Origin of the sequence: Methylobacter tundripaludum SV96 (assembly GCF_000190755.2) — a bacterium.
GTDB lineage: Bacteria > Pseudomonadota > Gammaproteobacteria > Methylococcales > Methylomonadaceae > Methylobacter_A > Methylobacter_A tundripaludum.
Genome location: NZ_JH109152.1, coordinates 1706057 through 1719673 on the forward strand (window position 1 = coordinate 1706057; position 13617 = coordinate 1719673).

The window sequence follows — 13617 nt, forward strand, 5'->3', positions numbered from 1 at the left end:
AACACAAAGGGCCCTTAGCTCAGTTGGTTAGAGCGTCCGACTCATAATCGGCAGGTCGTAGGTTCAAGTCCTACAGGGCCCACCATACACAAGAAGGCTGCCTCGGCAGCCTTTTGTACATCTGGGTTTTACATTTTAACAAGGTGGTATCGTGAGCAATAATTATACTTTCACATCAGAATCAGTTTCAGAAGGGCATCCTGATAAGGTTGCAGATCAAATTTCGGATGCGGTACTTGATGCCTTATTGGCACAAGACCCTCGCTCACGTGTCGCTTGCGAGACGCTGGTAAAAACCGGCATGGTCGTTTTGGCGGGCGAAGTAACCACCAATGCCTGGGTTGACCTTGAAGCCCTGGTCCGGAAAGTCGTTTGTGACATTGGCTATGATCACGGCGACATAGGTTTCGACGGCCAAAGTTGCGCGGTTTTAAACGCTATCGGCAAACAGTCGGCTGATATTGCGATGGGCGTCGATGAGGGCGACGACCACGAGCAAGGCGCAGGCGATCAAGGTTTAATGTTTGGTTATGCCAGCAATGAAACCGATGTACTGATGCCTGCCCCTATTACCTATTCTCACTTGCTGGTTAAACGTCAGGCTGAAGTACGTAAAAATAAAACCTTGCCTTGGCTGCGTCCCGATGCAAAAAGCCAAATTACTTTCCGCTACGAAAATAACAAGCCCGTAGCGATTGACGCGGTTGTTTTGTCTACCCAACATTCGCCTGAAATTGCTACCAAAGCATTGCATGAAGCGGTAATGGACGAAATTATCCTGCCGGTTCTACCTAAAGAATGGCTGCATAAAGATACCAAATACTTCATTAACCCAACCGGTCAATTCGTTATCGGCGGCCCCGTCGGCGACTGCGGCCTAACCGGACGTAAAATTATTGTTGATACTTACGGCGGCATGGCAAGACATGGCGGCGGTGCGTTTTCAGGCAAGGATCCTTCAAAAGTTGACCGTTCTGCAGCCTACATGGCCCGTTATGTAGCAAAAAACATTGTTGCAGCCGGATTAGCCGAGCGTTGTGAAATTCAGGTTTCTTACGCGATCGGCGTTGCAGAACCTACCTCTATCACGGTTGAAACCTTTGGTACCGGAAAAATCAGTGAAGAAAGACTGGTACAAATTATCAGAGATACTTTTGACTTAAGACCCAAAGGCTTGATTGCAATGCTGGGCTTATTGAAGCCTATCTACCAAACAACAGCGGCGTATGGTCATTTCGGTCGTACCGAAGACTCCTTTAGCTGGGAAAAAACAGATAAAGTTGACGCATTAAAAGATGCTGCCGGCCTTTAAATAAATATTAAACACGGGAAACGTAATGAGCCAACAAGATTATAAAATTGCCGATATTGCCCTGGCAGAATGGGGTCGTAAGGAAATCAATATCGCCGAAACAGAAATGCCGGGCTTAATGGCTCTGCGTGAAGAATTCGGTGCGGAACAACCCTTAAAAGGCGCGCGTATCGCCGGTTGTTTGCACATGACTATTCAGACAGCGGTATTGATTGAAACCCTGACTGCATTAGGCGCAACCGTGCGTTGGTCTTCTTGCAATATTTTTTCTACGCAAGATCATGCCGCGGCGGCAATAGCGGCGGCAGGCATCCCTGTTTTTGCCTGGAAAGGCGAAACCGAAGAAGAAGCCGAATGGTGTATCGCGCAAACAATCGACGGTCTTGACGGCTGGCGTCCGAACATGATTCTGGATGACGGCGGCGACTTAACCGTCATGATGCATGAAAAATATCCCGAATTGATGGCCGACATTAAAGGCTTGTCCGAAGAAACCACTACAGGCGTATTACGTCTGTATGAAATGGTCGCCAAAGGCACGTTAAAAGTTCCTGCCTTTAACGTTAACGATTCAGTCACAAAATCAAAATTCGATAATCTGTACGGTTGCCGCGAATCGCTGGTTGACGGCATCAAGCGCGCCACCGACGTGATGATTGCCGGTAAAATCGCCGTAGTCTGCGGTTACGGCGATGTCGGCAAAGGTTGTGCGCAATCGTTACGCGGTCTTGGTGCAACAGTATTGATTACCGAAATCGACCCGATTTGCGCATTGCAAGCGGCTATGGAAGGTTATCGCGTAGTAACCATGGAAGAAGCGGCACCGCTGGCCAATATTTTTGTTACCGCAACCGGCAACTTTAATATCATTACCCATCAGCACATGGTTGCCATGAGAGATCAGGCGATTGTTTGCAATATCGGCCATTTTGATGCGGAAATCGACATTGCCTCATTACGTCAATACACATGGGAAAACATCAAACCTCAAGTTGATCATGTGATTTTCCCTGACGGAAAACGCCTGATTATTTTAGCGGAAGGTCGTTTGGTTAATCTGGGTTGCGGCACCGGACATCCAAGCTTTGTAATGTCTAACTCATTCTGTAACCAGGTTCTTGCGCAAATGGAACTTTGGAAAAATGCGGCACAGTATGAAAACAAGGTTTACATACTGCCTAAAAAACTGGACGAAAAAGTCGCAAGATCTCACCTTAAACAATTGGGCGTGAATTTGACCGTGCTAACTGATGCGCAAGCCAAATACATCAACGTTCCGGTTGAAGGACCGTTTAAAGCTGATCATTATCGTTATTGATTAATCACCGTTCCCACGACTCCGTGGGAATGCAGTCCGTGCCGCTCTTGCGGCACGGGACGCAACGCGTCCATAGCGGTATCCCGGCAAACCGTGGAAACGATACATTCCGGCACACCGCTATGCTGCTCCTGCATTGCTGCACCTCCTACGGCCATGCAGTCGTCAGATTCCCGTCAGTGAGATCATAAAATGCAATCACAAAAAACACATCCCAAACTGTTCAGTTTCGAATTTTACCCGCCAAAAACAGAAGAAGGCGCGGCAAGTTTACAAGTTGTTCATAGCAAACTGGCAAAACTCAATCCCGATTTTTTTTCCGTTACCTTTGGTGCCGGAGGTTCGACCCGCGATAAAACCTTCACTACGGTCGTTGATATTCAATCCAAAGGTATCTCCGCCGCCCCGCATTTATCCTGCGTTGCCTCGACCAAAGCCAATATTCGCGCGATTCTGAAAGACTATCAAGACAATGGCATCACTAAAATTGTCGCTTTAAGAGGCGATTTGCCTTCCGGCATGATGTCGGCGGGAGAATTCCGCTACGCCAATGAACTGGTCGAGTTTATTCGCCAGGAAACCGGCGACCATTTCCAGATTCATGTTGCCGCCTACCCCGAAGTACATCCGCAAGCCGCCAGCGGCGTGGAAGATTTTAAAAACTTCAAACGTAAAGTGGCTGCGGGCGCCAATGCGGTCATTACCCAATATTTTTACAATGCCGAAGCGTATTTTCATTTTGTCGACGCTTGTGAGAAAAACGGCATAACAATCCCCATCGTACCCGGCATTATGCCGATTACCCAATATACGCAATTATTCCGTTTTTCGGAAATGTGCGGCGCGGATATTCCTCGTTGGCTCAGAAAACGCCTGGAAAGTTTCGGCGATGACAGAGAATCCGTACAAGCGTTCGGCCTGGATGTGGTCAGCAACCTTTGTCAACGTTTGCTGGAAGGCGGTGCGCCGGGGCTGCATTTTTACACCATGAATCAGGCCGCGCCTACCTTGGCGATTTTGGAGAATTTGCAAATCAGGCCTCAAGGCTAAAGGTATCAATCAGACAGGGCCGCGTTCCAAATCCACATTTGCAGTACGTATTACACGCGTTCCCAAGCCCTATTGGGAACGACTATCAACCTGAGCCTTTAGCTTATGTCGTCCAACCAATCCCTTTCCAATCGAGATCTTTCCGTTTTGTGGCATCCCTGCACGCAAATGAAAGATCACGAGACTTTCCCGGTTATCCCAATCAAAAAAGGCCAAGGCATTTGGCTGGAAGATTTTGACGGCAACCGCTATCTTGATGCGATCAGCTCATGGTGGGTCAATTTATTCGGACATGCCAATCCTGCCATCAATGCGGCATTAAAAGACCAACTCGATACCCTGGAGCATGTAATTTTTGCCGGATTCACCCATGAGTCCGCCGTCAAACTGGCGGAACAACTGGTTGAAATTACGCCGCAAGGGTTGAACCGTTGTTTTTATGCCGACAATGGCTCCTCTGCGGTGGAAGTCGCGCTCAAAATGAGTTTTCACTATTGGCGCAACCTCGGACAAACTCAAAAAACCAAATTCATCACCCTGGAAAACAGTTATCACGGCGAAACCCTAGGCGCACTGGCGGTCGGCAATGTGCCGCTGTATAAAGAAACCTACGCGCCGTTATTAATGGACGTCATCACCGTGCCCGGCCCGGACTGTTATCACCGAGAACCCGGCGAATCGTGGGCGAACTATTCCAGCCGCCGCTTCACGCTGATGGAACAGACGCTGCAACAACACAGCGACACGGTTTGCGCGGTCATCATCGAGCCTTTGGTGCAATGCGCCGGCAATATGCGCATGTATGATCCGATCTATTTGAAATTGCTGCGCGCCGCCTGCGATAAATACCATGTGCATTTAATCGCCGATGAAATCGCGGTCGGTTTCGGGCGTACCGGAACCTTATTTGCCTGCGAACAAGCAACAATCAGCCCCGACTTCATGTGCCTGTCCAAAGGCTTAACCGGCGGCTATTTGCCGTTGTCGGCGGTATTGACCACCGATCAGGTGTACCAAGCGTTCTATGCCGATTATCAATCGTTGAACGCATTTTTGCATTCGCACAGCTATACCGGCAATGCGCTGGCGTGCCGGGCCGCACTCGCCACCATCGATATTTTCCGGCAACACAATATCATCGAAAAAAACCGCTCTTTGGCTGCTATGATGGCGAAGGCGGCGCTGCGTTTCCATGACCATCCCAATGTCGCCGAAGTCCGGCAAACCGGCATGATCCTGGCGATTGAAATGGTCAAAAACAAACACACCCGCGAACCTTATCCCTGGCAGGAACGGCGCGGGCTTAGAGTCTATCAATACGCGCTGTCCAAAGGTGTCTTATTGCGGCCCTTGGGCAACGTCATTTATTTCATGCCGCCCTACATTGCGACCGAGGATGAGCTTTTGTTAATCGCCGAGGTCGCTTGGCAAGGCATACAACAAGCAGTTAAGGACTGATTATGCGAGTCTCCAGATTATATACATCGGCCCCACTGGCTACAGGCAAACTTATCGAACTGGACGATGACAACGGCCATTATGTCAGAACGGTGTTGCGGTTAAAAAAAGACGCCCACATCATTTTATTTAACGGCCACGGCGGAGAATATTTATGCACCGTGGCCGAAGTCAGCCGAAAAGCCGTACTGATTGATGTCGGGCAATGGAGTGACCGCAGTGTCGAATCGCCGTTGCAGATAACCTTAGGCCTGGGCATCTCGCGGGGCGACCGAATGGATCTGACGGTACAAAAAGCCGTGGAGCTGGGCGTTAATCACATTACACCGTTATTAACCGAACGCTGTGTGGTGCAATTCAAAGGCGAAAAAAAACCGCAGCGCTTATTGCATTGGCAAAAAATAGTTCAACATGCCGCCGAACAAAGCGGCAGAACCAGCCTGCCCCCTTTGCTGGAAGTTGAACAACTACAAAACTGGCTAGGCAACCAACAGGGTTTGAAAGTGTTTCTCGACCCTTATGCAGAAACGACATTATCGGAGTTAAAACCTGAAACCATGAAAGTGACTCTACTCACCGGCCCCGAAGGCGGTTTTTCCAATCAGGAACGAGACGCGGCCAAAGCCTCCGGCTTTATTCCAGTCCGTTTAGGCAGCCGCATATTAAGAACCGAAACCGCATCGCTTGCCGCCTTAGCCGCCGTCCAGATGTTGTGGGGCGACTTTGGCAACATTACAAATCCGGAAATTGAGAGTCAACGATGAAACGATACCTTGCTTATTCAATAGTGCCCTTGCTGGTTTTGCTGGCGGCAACATCAACGGCTTGTCTGTTGGGTTATTTGATCGCACTGGGCCTGGATGATCCGTCTGCATTACGAAAACTGATCACCCGCTTAACGCAGATACTCCTGCTGCTGAGTATTTTTCCGGCAATGGCTTACCTGAAATTTAAAAAAGAAGACTTGGGATTTAGCGCAAGACCGACATTTTTGAAGCAGTTACCGCAAGGATTCGGAATCGGATTGGTTACCCTGATGCCGGTATTTATTGTTTTGTATGTTCTCGGCCTCGACGTTGTTGATAACTCGCAGCCGTGGACTGTCGGTTTCATCGCTGAAAAAACGATACTTTCCTTATTGTTGTCCCTGCTGATTGCCGTCGTTGAGGAATCGATTTTTCGAGGCATGCTGTTGGCCGGCTTACAAAAGAACATGCCGGTTGTTGCGGCCATTTTGATCAGCTCGGCTTATTTTGCGGCGCTGCATTTTCTGGATAGCAAAACCGAAATATCCCAACAGAATTTTCATCTATCAAGCGGCTTTATCCTGTTAGGTGAAGCATTTGCCAATGTACTGAATCCGAAAAACGCCTCGGCGTTCCTTTCATTGCTGGCGGTCGGCGCTTTTCTCGCCGTGCTCAGGACACAGGTAAAAGAAAGCTTAGGTCTCTGTATGGGCTGTCATGCCGGTTGGGTATGGCAAATAAAAATGAACGGCAGCTTGTTCAATACCGACTATAACTCCGAATATCTTTATCTGGTCAGCAGCTACAATTATGTCGTCGGACCGCTGGTTACCGTTTGGCTCAGCCTCGCCATCATCGGCTATTTTGTTTACAAAAAAATCCGGGCGTAAATATTCACGGCTTTCAATCACGGCTAATACATTAGCCAAATTGTTCGGCTAATGTGCCGGACTTGAAGTTACACATACGACATCGCTAATGCGCAATTAATACCGCTACTTATAACACCACAGCTCGCAAAAAAGCAGTAACCAACGGATGCGGCCGTTCAGGAATAGAGCGCATTTGCGGCACGAACAGCGTCCCGATAAAAAACGGATGATCCGGATGCTCAATGACGCGAATCTCGCCCTCGGTATCGGAACCTGAGACCTTCAACGGCCCTTGCTTCAACTCATCAATGCAATCCGGATTGACTCCGAAATTGCAGTAATAGCGCTCTTTCGCTGACAAGCCGCCGTAGATTGCGGCTACCCGAGACCCCGGCTCAAAACTAAGCTGCATCTCACGCCCGGCCAGCGAACAAGCCAATTGCGAAATAAACAGACTTGAAGCGGACGGATCGTACTCGGCATGTTGCGCGCCCTTAAACCCCAAGACATTGCGGGCATACTCGATCACCATATGCTGAAAACCGCCGCAGGTGCCGAAGCAGGGAATTTTGTTTTCCCTGGCATAGCGAATGGCCCACAAGGTAAGCTCCATGCTTTTATACGGGCTTCCCGGCGCAACCCATATGCCTGAATAATGCTCAAACAACCTTGAACCGATGTCTTCAGTTGAAACCCAGTTCGCCGTTATATCGACATCCAACAGCTGTTGAGCATGGTTGATGGCTGCATTAGTCGAAACGTGCGGCGGAAATGTCGGCGTGTATTCACCGAGTAGCGCTATAGACTTAATCATATCGTTTATTTTCCTACGTGGACGGATGGCAAAATGATGATCAATGAAGATGCGCCTAACCCGGCCGGATGCGAACGGCAATACGCGGCCCAAACAGATTGATGCATAAACCCGCAATAACCAGAGCGGCGGCGTTTATCTTCCAGGCGAAAAGAGGCTCCCCCAAGGCTAACGTTGAAGCCGCGAACCCGAATACCGGCACCAGCAAAGTAAACGGGGCTACTGTCGCGGCCGGATAGCGGCTAAATAGCCAGCTCCATGCGGCAAAGCCAAGCAAGGTCACCGGATACACCATATAGCCGATCGCGCCGATAGTGAGCCACGAAATATGCGAAATGAGCTCAACACGCCAACTGCCTTGTTCCAGAAAAAACGACAAAACTAACAGCGGCGGCCACGCAACAAGGCTTGCCCAAACGACCAGCGCCAGCATATCGACTTTGCCGAGCTTCTTGGAAATCAGGCTGCCGACTCCCCACGATGCAGCGGCGGCGACGATTAGAAGCAAACCATAACTCGAAACGTCGCCGCCAATATTCGCAGCGACCAGCCCGATTCCGGAAAAGGAAACCAAGGCCCCGACAATTTGCCAAACGGATGGTTTTTCGGCCAAAAATACCACAGCCAGTAAAATCGTGAAAAACACCTGCATCTGAAGCACCAAAGACGCCAGCCCTGCCGTTGTCCCGGCGTACATGCCGGAAAACAGCAATGCGAACTGTAGAGAAAACATTACCAACCCGAAACCGACCACCATGCGCCACGAAGCGGCCGGGCGCTTGATGAAAAAGACCGCCGGAAACGCGGCGAGAAAGAACCTGAGTGCGCAAAGCAGAATCGGCGGAATTTCTTTAAGGCCGACTTTGATTACAACAAAGTTGACTCCCCAAATTGCAACTACCACTATTGCCAACGTCATATGATGTAAACGCACTGTCGCTCCAGTAACTAAAGATAAGGGACGGCCTTTCGGCACGCCCTGATTGAGCCCATTGTTATGCGCTCGTTGGACTAGGGTTAAGTTTAAAACCGATAAACACCGGCACTCCAGTATTTACCCTGATGCTTGGCAGGAGCTACCCAGCCCAAAGCGATAAGCTCTTTGGCAATAAGGCGATTCATAATGCCGTGCCCTACCAGTAAAACAGGGCCTTGCTCGGCAAGAGCAATAAGTTTCCGGGCAGCCGTCTTGGCGCGGGCTTTAGTCGCCTGAACTGACTCGGAACCTCGAGAGTAGCCCAAAAACCAAAGCAGGCGGAAGAATGCCGCCCAAACGAAAGGCGACAAACAAGGAAAGCGCCAAAGAGCAAAAGGCAGTTGCGCCTCGCAGAACACGGCGTCGACAACGGATGCGGTATGCCCCAGCGCCTGAACAGATGACAACGCCCGGGGCGCAGTGCTTGCGACGATGCAGGTAGTGGAATCGAGCCACTGCAATCCGGCGATGGGAGCGCTGTCGGCTTCCACCTCGGAGAGATTGTAATGCTCAATCCAGCGCTCCATTTCGGCTGGCGTAATCCGGCCCGTTTGTGCCAAGACAGGCTTTCCGTGCCGCATGAGGATGATTTTCATCGTAGAGAACTTAATGTTGTTGAAGTGACGGGCCGTGAACGCAGGTCATCAGAGGCCGCACCTAGCTGACGGCATATTTCAGGTGCCGCCCGGTAAAGGCATGAGTAATGCGACAAGCCGTTAAATATCTCGGTCGAAGTATAGCCGGGAATCGTCGATGCCAAATATTCCGCCATAGCAACCGGCGACCAGTTGTCCTCTGCTCCGTGCCAGATGTGCGTATTGACGCCGATGTCGGAAAGCGTGTCTTTCCAGGGCCGGACATAAGCCCTGACGTCTCTAACATAGCCTTGGACGCGGCCAATAAAGCACGATCTCAATACTTGGGTGATGCCGGACTGAAACGTGCGGTCGACGGACAATGCTTTGTCATCACCGGCAGCACTGGCAAACAACAAGCTAAATAAGGCATTCGGAAAAAGCAAAGCTAATAAACCTTGCCAGTAAGATAACAGAACAAATAAAGTCGGGAATGTCTTTGCTAACTGAAAAACCTGCTTCCCGGCCATGGTTTCAAGAAAACCGCTCGCATCCAGCGGTGCGGCAGCCGAGATTAAATGCAAACTCCGGACTTCGTTGCCCAGATAGCGACAGGTCTGTAGAGCAATAAACGCACCGATTGAAAAACCGATGACATCCACTTTTTTCCCGGCAGCTTGCTTTGAAATCTGCCGGGCCAGGAACTGATAATACGCGTCACCGGCTATCGAATAATCGCCGGAAAACCGGTCGAAGCAAATAAACGTCAAGCCCTGTTCTTTAGCATAAAGATCGAAAATTGCGCATTCTTCCGGTGCGCCGGGCGCGCCGTGAAAGTAAATCACTGTTTTTCCATTATCGGAACCGAACTGACTGAATTTCATTGGCTGCTCCAGTTGATGCATAATTTAAAATACAGTGCTGATTAGAAATTCACTGCTATTCGTGATTGATACAGTAGCCAAGACAGATAAACAGCGGCTGCAAAATCGTAGCTAAGGCAAAACATAGGCCACCAGATAGGCACGCCTGGATTGGAAATGAAATGCCCATGAAAGACATCGAAAATGCCATGCACGAATAATGCGGCAACAACAAACCATAGGTTGCGCTTGAAGCCTAAAGCGGCGACACCCATAAAAACGAACATGCCTGCGAGCTCAAGTAAGACCGTTTCGATAGATCCGCCCATAACCGCAAACAGGACATAGTACGAGGCAATGACGGCCAATACGGTTGGGTAGAAGGCACGGTCTTTGTCGAATCCGATAAATGTAGCCGACAGCGATACGGCTAACGCAATCACAATGCCGATAAAATACGCCATGTTTCCCCCTTCGCTCTACTGTTTGATGCAACCGGCCGCCGAAACGCGACGGGGCTTCCCGTCAATGAAAACGGCACAGCCATGCTAATCGTTCCTTCTAAATAAGACAGTCGATGCTCGTCTACCCTGATAGTTGGCAGCTTTCTAAGCGGGAATGTCGATGTGTATTCTCCGAGCAAAGCAATTGACTGGATCATGCCGTTTAGCTGACCAGCGTGGACGGAATGGCAAAATGATAAACCCAAAACTGCTCATCGCGCTGCCATCCGGCCGATTGATAAAGCGTTTGCGCTACTTCGTTGGTTATCGCGGTTGACAGCGAAACGCGAACAGCGCCTAAGGTGCTCGCGTAGTCAACCGCGGCGGCCATCAGTTTTGAGGCCACGCCTTTTCTGCGGGCATGCTCGTCAACGAACAGATCGTTAAGCACGAACGTCCGGGCCAGCGATACCGATGAAAAGCTCGGATAGAGCTGGGTAAAGCCAATCGCTTTATTGCCCTCATGCCCAATGAACAACACCGACTCGCCATGATTGAAACGAGCCGACAAAAAGTCTGTCGCCGCCTGCAAATCGCTTGGCCGACCGTAAAATTGGCGGTAATTATCAAAAAGCGGCGTGAGCGCCTCAAGATCGGACAGAACGGCTTGACGAACGGTGATAGTGCTCATAATTCCTCGAAAAAAAAGTCGGAAACACGATTCGAAACCTCAATTAAATTCATGTCCGGATCGCGTAAATAGACTGACATAATGGGACCTGTCGCCCCAGTGCGTTGCACCGGCCCATCAATCACAGCTACCCCGCATGAAGACAGATGCTTTATTACTTCGGATAGCGGAACCGAAGTGATAAAGCACAAATCGGCAGAGCCAGGGGCAGGCAGCCATGCTTTGGGTTCGAGTTCATTCCCGTGTTCATGTAGGTTAATTTTTTGCGAACCGAATAACAAAGCTTTGCGGCCGCTACCAAAGGTAACGACCTCCATGCCCAAGACTTTTGAGTAGAAGACCGAGGTGGCTTCGATATTTTTAACGGTTAATACGAGATGGTCAAGACTGTCTATTTTCATGGATTTGTGAACTTAACATTTAACGCGTCGCGCCGGACTGCCGGGTCAGGTAATTTTTTCTGCAAAGTGATAGCAGACAATGTTCATATCTCGATTCAGGTAGAACTTGTGCGCCCGATGACGTTGCACGCCGGAATCGAGATGGATGGCGCTACACCCTTCAGCCGCCGCTAAATTACGAAGCCAAACCATCGTTTGCTTGCCATAGCTTTTCGATCGTTCACTGTCCAATGTTGACAAGTCTTCGACGTAGAGATGCTTACCGAAAAATAAATTTTTTGAAATTTTAAATCCGGCAACGCACACCACCTGAGTTTCATCCCGGAGGTATGCGAGCTGGTAGCCGTCGCTCATTAGCTCTCGAACAAGAGGAACAAAAGAGGCTTCCTCAAGCTCCGTGCGCAGCTGCTTCATGACGTGGAAGCAGTCGGCTATTTCGTTGTCGTTTTGTGCTAGTTTGATCAAGAATTCACCCTTTGTTTCAGAACGCCTAACGTGATACATACATCAATTGTCTGATAAAAACTTACCGCCGTATATCCTAAATTCATCATAGGCTTGTTTTGACTGAGTCTGGCAGGCGGTTCAGAGTTAACTGTCCTATCTATCAAAAACAGACTGGGTTTTCTTAGGATATGGTCAGTAATAACTTCCCGATATGGATTGAGTGAAATTTTTCCGTTCGCCCTGAGCTTGTCGAAGGGTGAGCGGGAAAATTTCGGCCTACCGCGTCAAGCCGATCATGCTTCGACAAGCTCAGCACGAACGGCTCGACGATCGAAAATAGTGGTTTCGGGAAGTTATTTTCAACCAAATCCTTACCCGGAACAGCTGACTGTGCTTCGCGCTGAATAGTTACGACTATTGATGAGCCTCTTCGGCTGACCATCCGCCACCCAAAGCCCGGTAGATTGAAACCAGGGCGACACGCATCGCAGTTTCGGCCTTGGCGCGGTCATCGGCGACGACGAGTTTGCTGCGCTGGGCGTCCAGCGCGGACAAATAATCATTGGCCCCGCGTTGATATAACGCATTGGCGAGCCGGTAGGCTTGCTCTGCCGCCGTTTCGGCCTCGGCCATCCGGTCGCGGCGCTCCAGCGAAGCCGCATGCGCAACGAAAGCGTTTTCCACGTCTTCCAGGGCGAGCAGGAAGGCTTTCTCGTAGTTCGCCGCAACTTGATCCAGCCTGGCGTCTGCGGCGGTTATGTGGGCCTGGATGCGTCCGGCATTGAATATCGGCGCGGTCAATCCCGAACCGAGCGCATAAGTAGTAATGCGAAAGTTATTAGGAAGTAAATTTATTGTGTCAAACTGGAAACGATTGCAATAACAGACAAAAATTAGGAGTCCACCTGAAATTCATCGCCAAACTGACCCCGGAAGAGGAAGTAACGTTAACCGAAGCCTATCGTAACCACCCATTATTCCGGGTTAGACAACGGGCACATGCTATCTTATTGAATAATAGAAGGTATGTAATTGCACGGCTGAGCGAATTGTTTGAGTCCCAGCATGAGACTGTCAGCTCATGGTTAGACAAATGGGAAACAGAGGGATTAATAGGGCTTTACGATTGTCCACGAAGCGGTAGGCCTGTGCGCTTCACGGTTGAGGAACAAGCCGTTTTTCTGGGCTATATTGACAAAAACCCACACCAACCCAAGGCCGCAGCAGCACGATTGCTGGAGGAGACGGGCAAGGAAGCCAGCCTTGACACCTTTAAACGAATTTTAAAAAAAGTGCCTATGCCTGGAAACGTTGTCGGCAATCAGTGAAGGGAAAGCGTAATGAAGCAGATTTCCAACGTGATAAGGCATATCTGAAGGCCTTGAAACAGCAAGAGGATGATGGGGGAATTGAAGCTTTACTACTTTGACGAAAACGGATTTAGCACGACACCCTGTGTACCCTATGGATGGCAACGGATTGGCGAGACCCGACAAATACCCTGCTATCGTAGCAAGCGCATGAATGTGTTAGGTTTTTGAGTCGCAGCAATGATCTGTTTTTCCACAGCTCCGAACAATCGGTGACAACGGATACGGTCGTCAATGCCTTTGATGCGTTTGTCGAAATGCTTCCATGAAGTGGCTACACT

The 13617-nt window shown here is 49.8% G+C and carries 17 protein-coding genes and 1 tRNA gene; 8 read left to right on the top strand and 10 right to left on the bottom strand.

What is annotated here, in order from left to right; genetic code table 11:
• The first annotated feature begins 8 nt into the window (after positions 1 to 8).
• From METTU_RS07765 to ahcY, 3 genes are all read left to right on the top strand, one after another.
• Positions 9 to 85 (top strand) — tRNA-Ile (locus METTU_RS07765).
• Between the two features lie 66 nt (positions 86 to 151).
• Complete coding sequence (metK, locus tag METTU_RS07770; RefSeq protein WP_006890763.1) at positions 152 to 1312, top strand: methionine adenosyltransferase; 1161 nt, start codon at positions 152 to 154, stop codon at positions 1310 to 1312.
• A 25-nt stretch (positions 1313 to 1337) separates the two neighbouring features.
• On the top strand, positions 1338 to 2630 hold the full coding sequence (gene ahcY, locus METTU_RS07775) for an adenosylhomocysteinase (protein ID WP_006890764.1): 1293 nt from the start codon (positions 1338 to 1340) through the stop codon (positions 2628 to 2630).
• Here the strand turns inward: ahcY and METTU_RS23620 are convergent.
• Positions 2624 to 2767 (bottom strand): hypothetical protein, encoded by a 144-nt coding sequence (locus METTU_RS23620; RefSeq protein WP_006890765.1) that lies wholly within the window; start codon positions 2765 to 2767, stop codon positions 2624 to 2626. The two genes, ahcY and METTU_RS23620, sit on opposite strands and share 7 nt — an antisense overlap.
• Positions 2768 to 2822: 55 nt before the next feature.
• Here METTU_RS23620 and metF point away from each other — a divergent pair, with 55 nt between their 5' ends.
• The 4 genes from metF to METTU_RS07795 all read left to right on the top strand — a co-directional run bounded on the left by metF (position 2823) and on the right by METTU_RS07795 (position 6774).
• A complete protein-coding gene (metF, locus tag METTU_RS07780; RefSeq protein ID WP_006890766.1) occupies positions 2823 to 3680 on the top strand; it encodes a methylenetetrahydrofolate reductase [NAD(P)H] in 858 nt (285 codons plus the stop codon).
• A gap of 105 nt (positions 3681 to 3785) precedes the next feature.
• Positions 3786 to 5138 carry an adenosylmethionine--8-amino-7-oxononanoate transaminase gene (locus tag METTU_RS07785; protein WP_006890767.1) on the top strand — a complete coding sequence of 451 codons (1353 nt, stop codon included), beginning with the start codon at positions 3786 to 3788 and terminating at the stop codon, positions 5136 to 5138.
• A gap of 2 nt (positions 5139 to 5140) precedes the next feature.
• A complete protein-coding gene (locus METTU_RS07790; RefSeq protein WP_006890768.1) occupies positions 5141 to 5902 on the top strand; it encodes a 16S rRNA (uracil(1498)-N(3))-methyltransferase in 762 nt (253 codons plus the stop codon).
• Entirely contained in the window at positions 5899 to 6774 is an 876-nt protein-coding gene (locus METTU_RS07795) for a CPBP family intramembrane glutamic endopeptidase (protein WP_006890769.1), read from the top strand. The genes METTU_RS07790 and METTU_RS07795 overlap by 4 nt, the downstream gene beginning before the upstream one ends.
• A gap of 109 nt (positions 6775 to 6883) precedes the next feature.
• On the opposite strand, the gene METTU_RS07800 is transcribed toward METTU_RS07795, so the two are convergent.
• The 9 genes from METTU_RS07800 to METTU_RS07840 all read right to left on the bottom strand — a co-directional run bounded on the left by METTU_RS07800 (position 6884) and on the right by METTU_RS07840 (position 12878).
• Complete coding sequence (locus tag METTU_RS07800) at positions 6884 to 7570, bottom strand: CTP synthase C-terminal region-related (seleno)protein (protein WP_006890770.1); 687 nt, start codon at positions 7568 to 7570, stop codon at positions 6884 to 6886.
• A 55-nt stretch (positions 7571 to 7625) separates the two neighbouring features.
• Entirely contained in the window at positions 7626 to 8504 is an 879-nt protein-coding gene (locus METTU_RS07805) for an O-acetylserine/cysteine exporter (RefSeq protein ID WP_006890771.1), read from the bottom strand.
• 89 nt (positions 8505 to 8593) lie between these two features.
• Positions 8594 to 9142: a histidine phosphatase family protein gene (locus METTU_RS07810; protein WP_006890772.1), complete on the bottom strand. Its 549-nt coding sequence runs from the start codon at positions 9140 to 9142 to the stop codon at positions 8594 to 8596.
• The gene (locus tag METTU_RS07815; RefSeq protein WP_006890773.1) at positions 9139 to 10005 is read right to left on the bottom strand and encodes an alpha/beta fold hydrolase; all 867 of its coding nucleotides are present in this window, start codon (positions 10003 to 10005) and stop codon (positions 9139 to 9141) included. Before METTU_RS07815 ends, METTU_RS07810 begins: the two co-directional genes overlap by 4 nt.
• Positions 10006 to 10046: 41 nt before the next feature.
• Positions 10047 to 10448 carry a hypothetical protein gene (locus METTU_RS07820; protein WP_006890774.1) on the bottom strand — a complete coding sequence of 134 codons (402 nt, stop codon included), beginning with the start codon at positions 10446 to 10448 and terminating at the stop codon, positions 10047 to 10049.
• 202 nt (positions 10449 to 10650) lie between these two features.
• Positions 10651 to 11118: a GNAT family N-acetyltransferase gene (locus METTU_RS07825; RefSeq protein ID WP_006890775.1), complete on the bottom strand. Its 468-nt coding sequence runs from the start codon at positions 11116 to 11118 to the stop codon at positions 10651 to 10653.
• A complete protein-coding gene (locus METTU_RS07830; protein ID WP_006890776.1) occupies positions 11115 to 11519 on the bottom strand; it encodes a VOC family protein in 405 nt (134 codons plus the stop codon). The genes METTU_RS07825 and METTU_RS07830 overlap by 4 nt, the downstream gene beginning before the upstream one ends.
• Before the next feature lie 45 nt (positions 11520 to 11564).
• Positions 11565 to 11984 carry a GNAT family N-acetyltransferase gene (locus METTU_RS07835; protein WP_040580202.1) on the bottom strand — a complete coding sequence of 140 codons (420 nt, stop codon included), beginning with the start codon at positions 11982 to 11984 and terminating at the stop codon, positions 11565 to 11567.
• 396 nt (positions 11985 to 12380) lie between these two features.
• A complete protein-coding gene (locus tag METTU_RS07840; protein ID WP_081466885.1) occupies positions 12381 to 12878 on the bottom strand; it encodes a TolC family protein in 498 nt (165 codons plus the stop codon).
• On the opposite strand from METTU_RS07840, the gene METTU_RS24395 reads away from it, so the two are divergent.
• Entirely contained in the window at positions 12821 to 13294 is a 474-nt protein-coding gene (locus METTU_RS24395; protein WP_006893918.1) for a helix-turn-helix domain-containing protein, read from the top strand. The genes METTU_RS07840 and METTU_RS24395 overlap by 58 nt on opposite strands.
• The last annotated feature ends 323 nt before the right edge of the window (positions 13295 to 13617 follow it).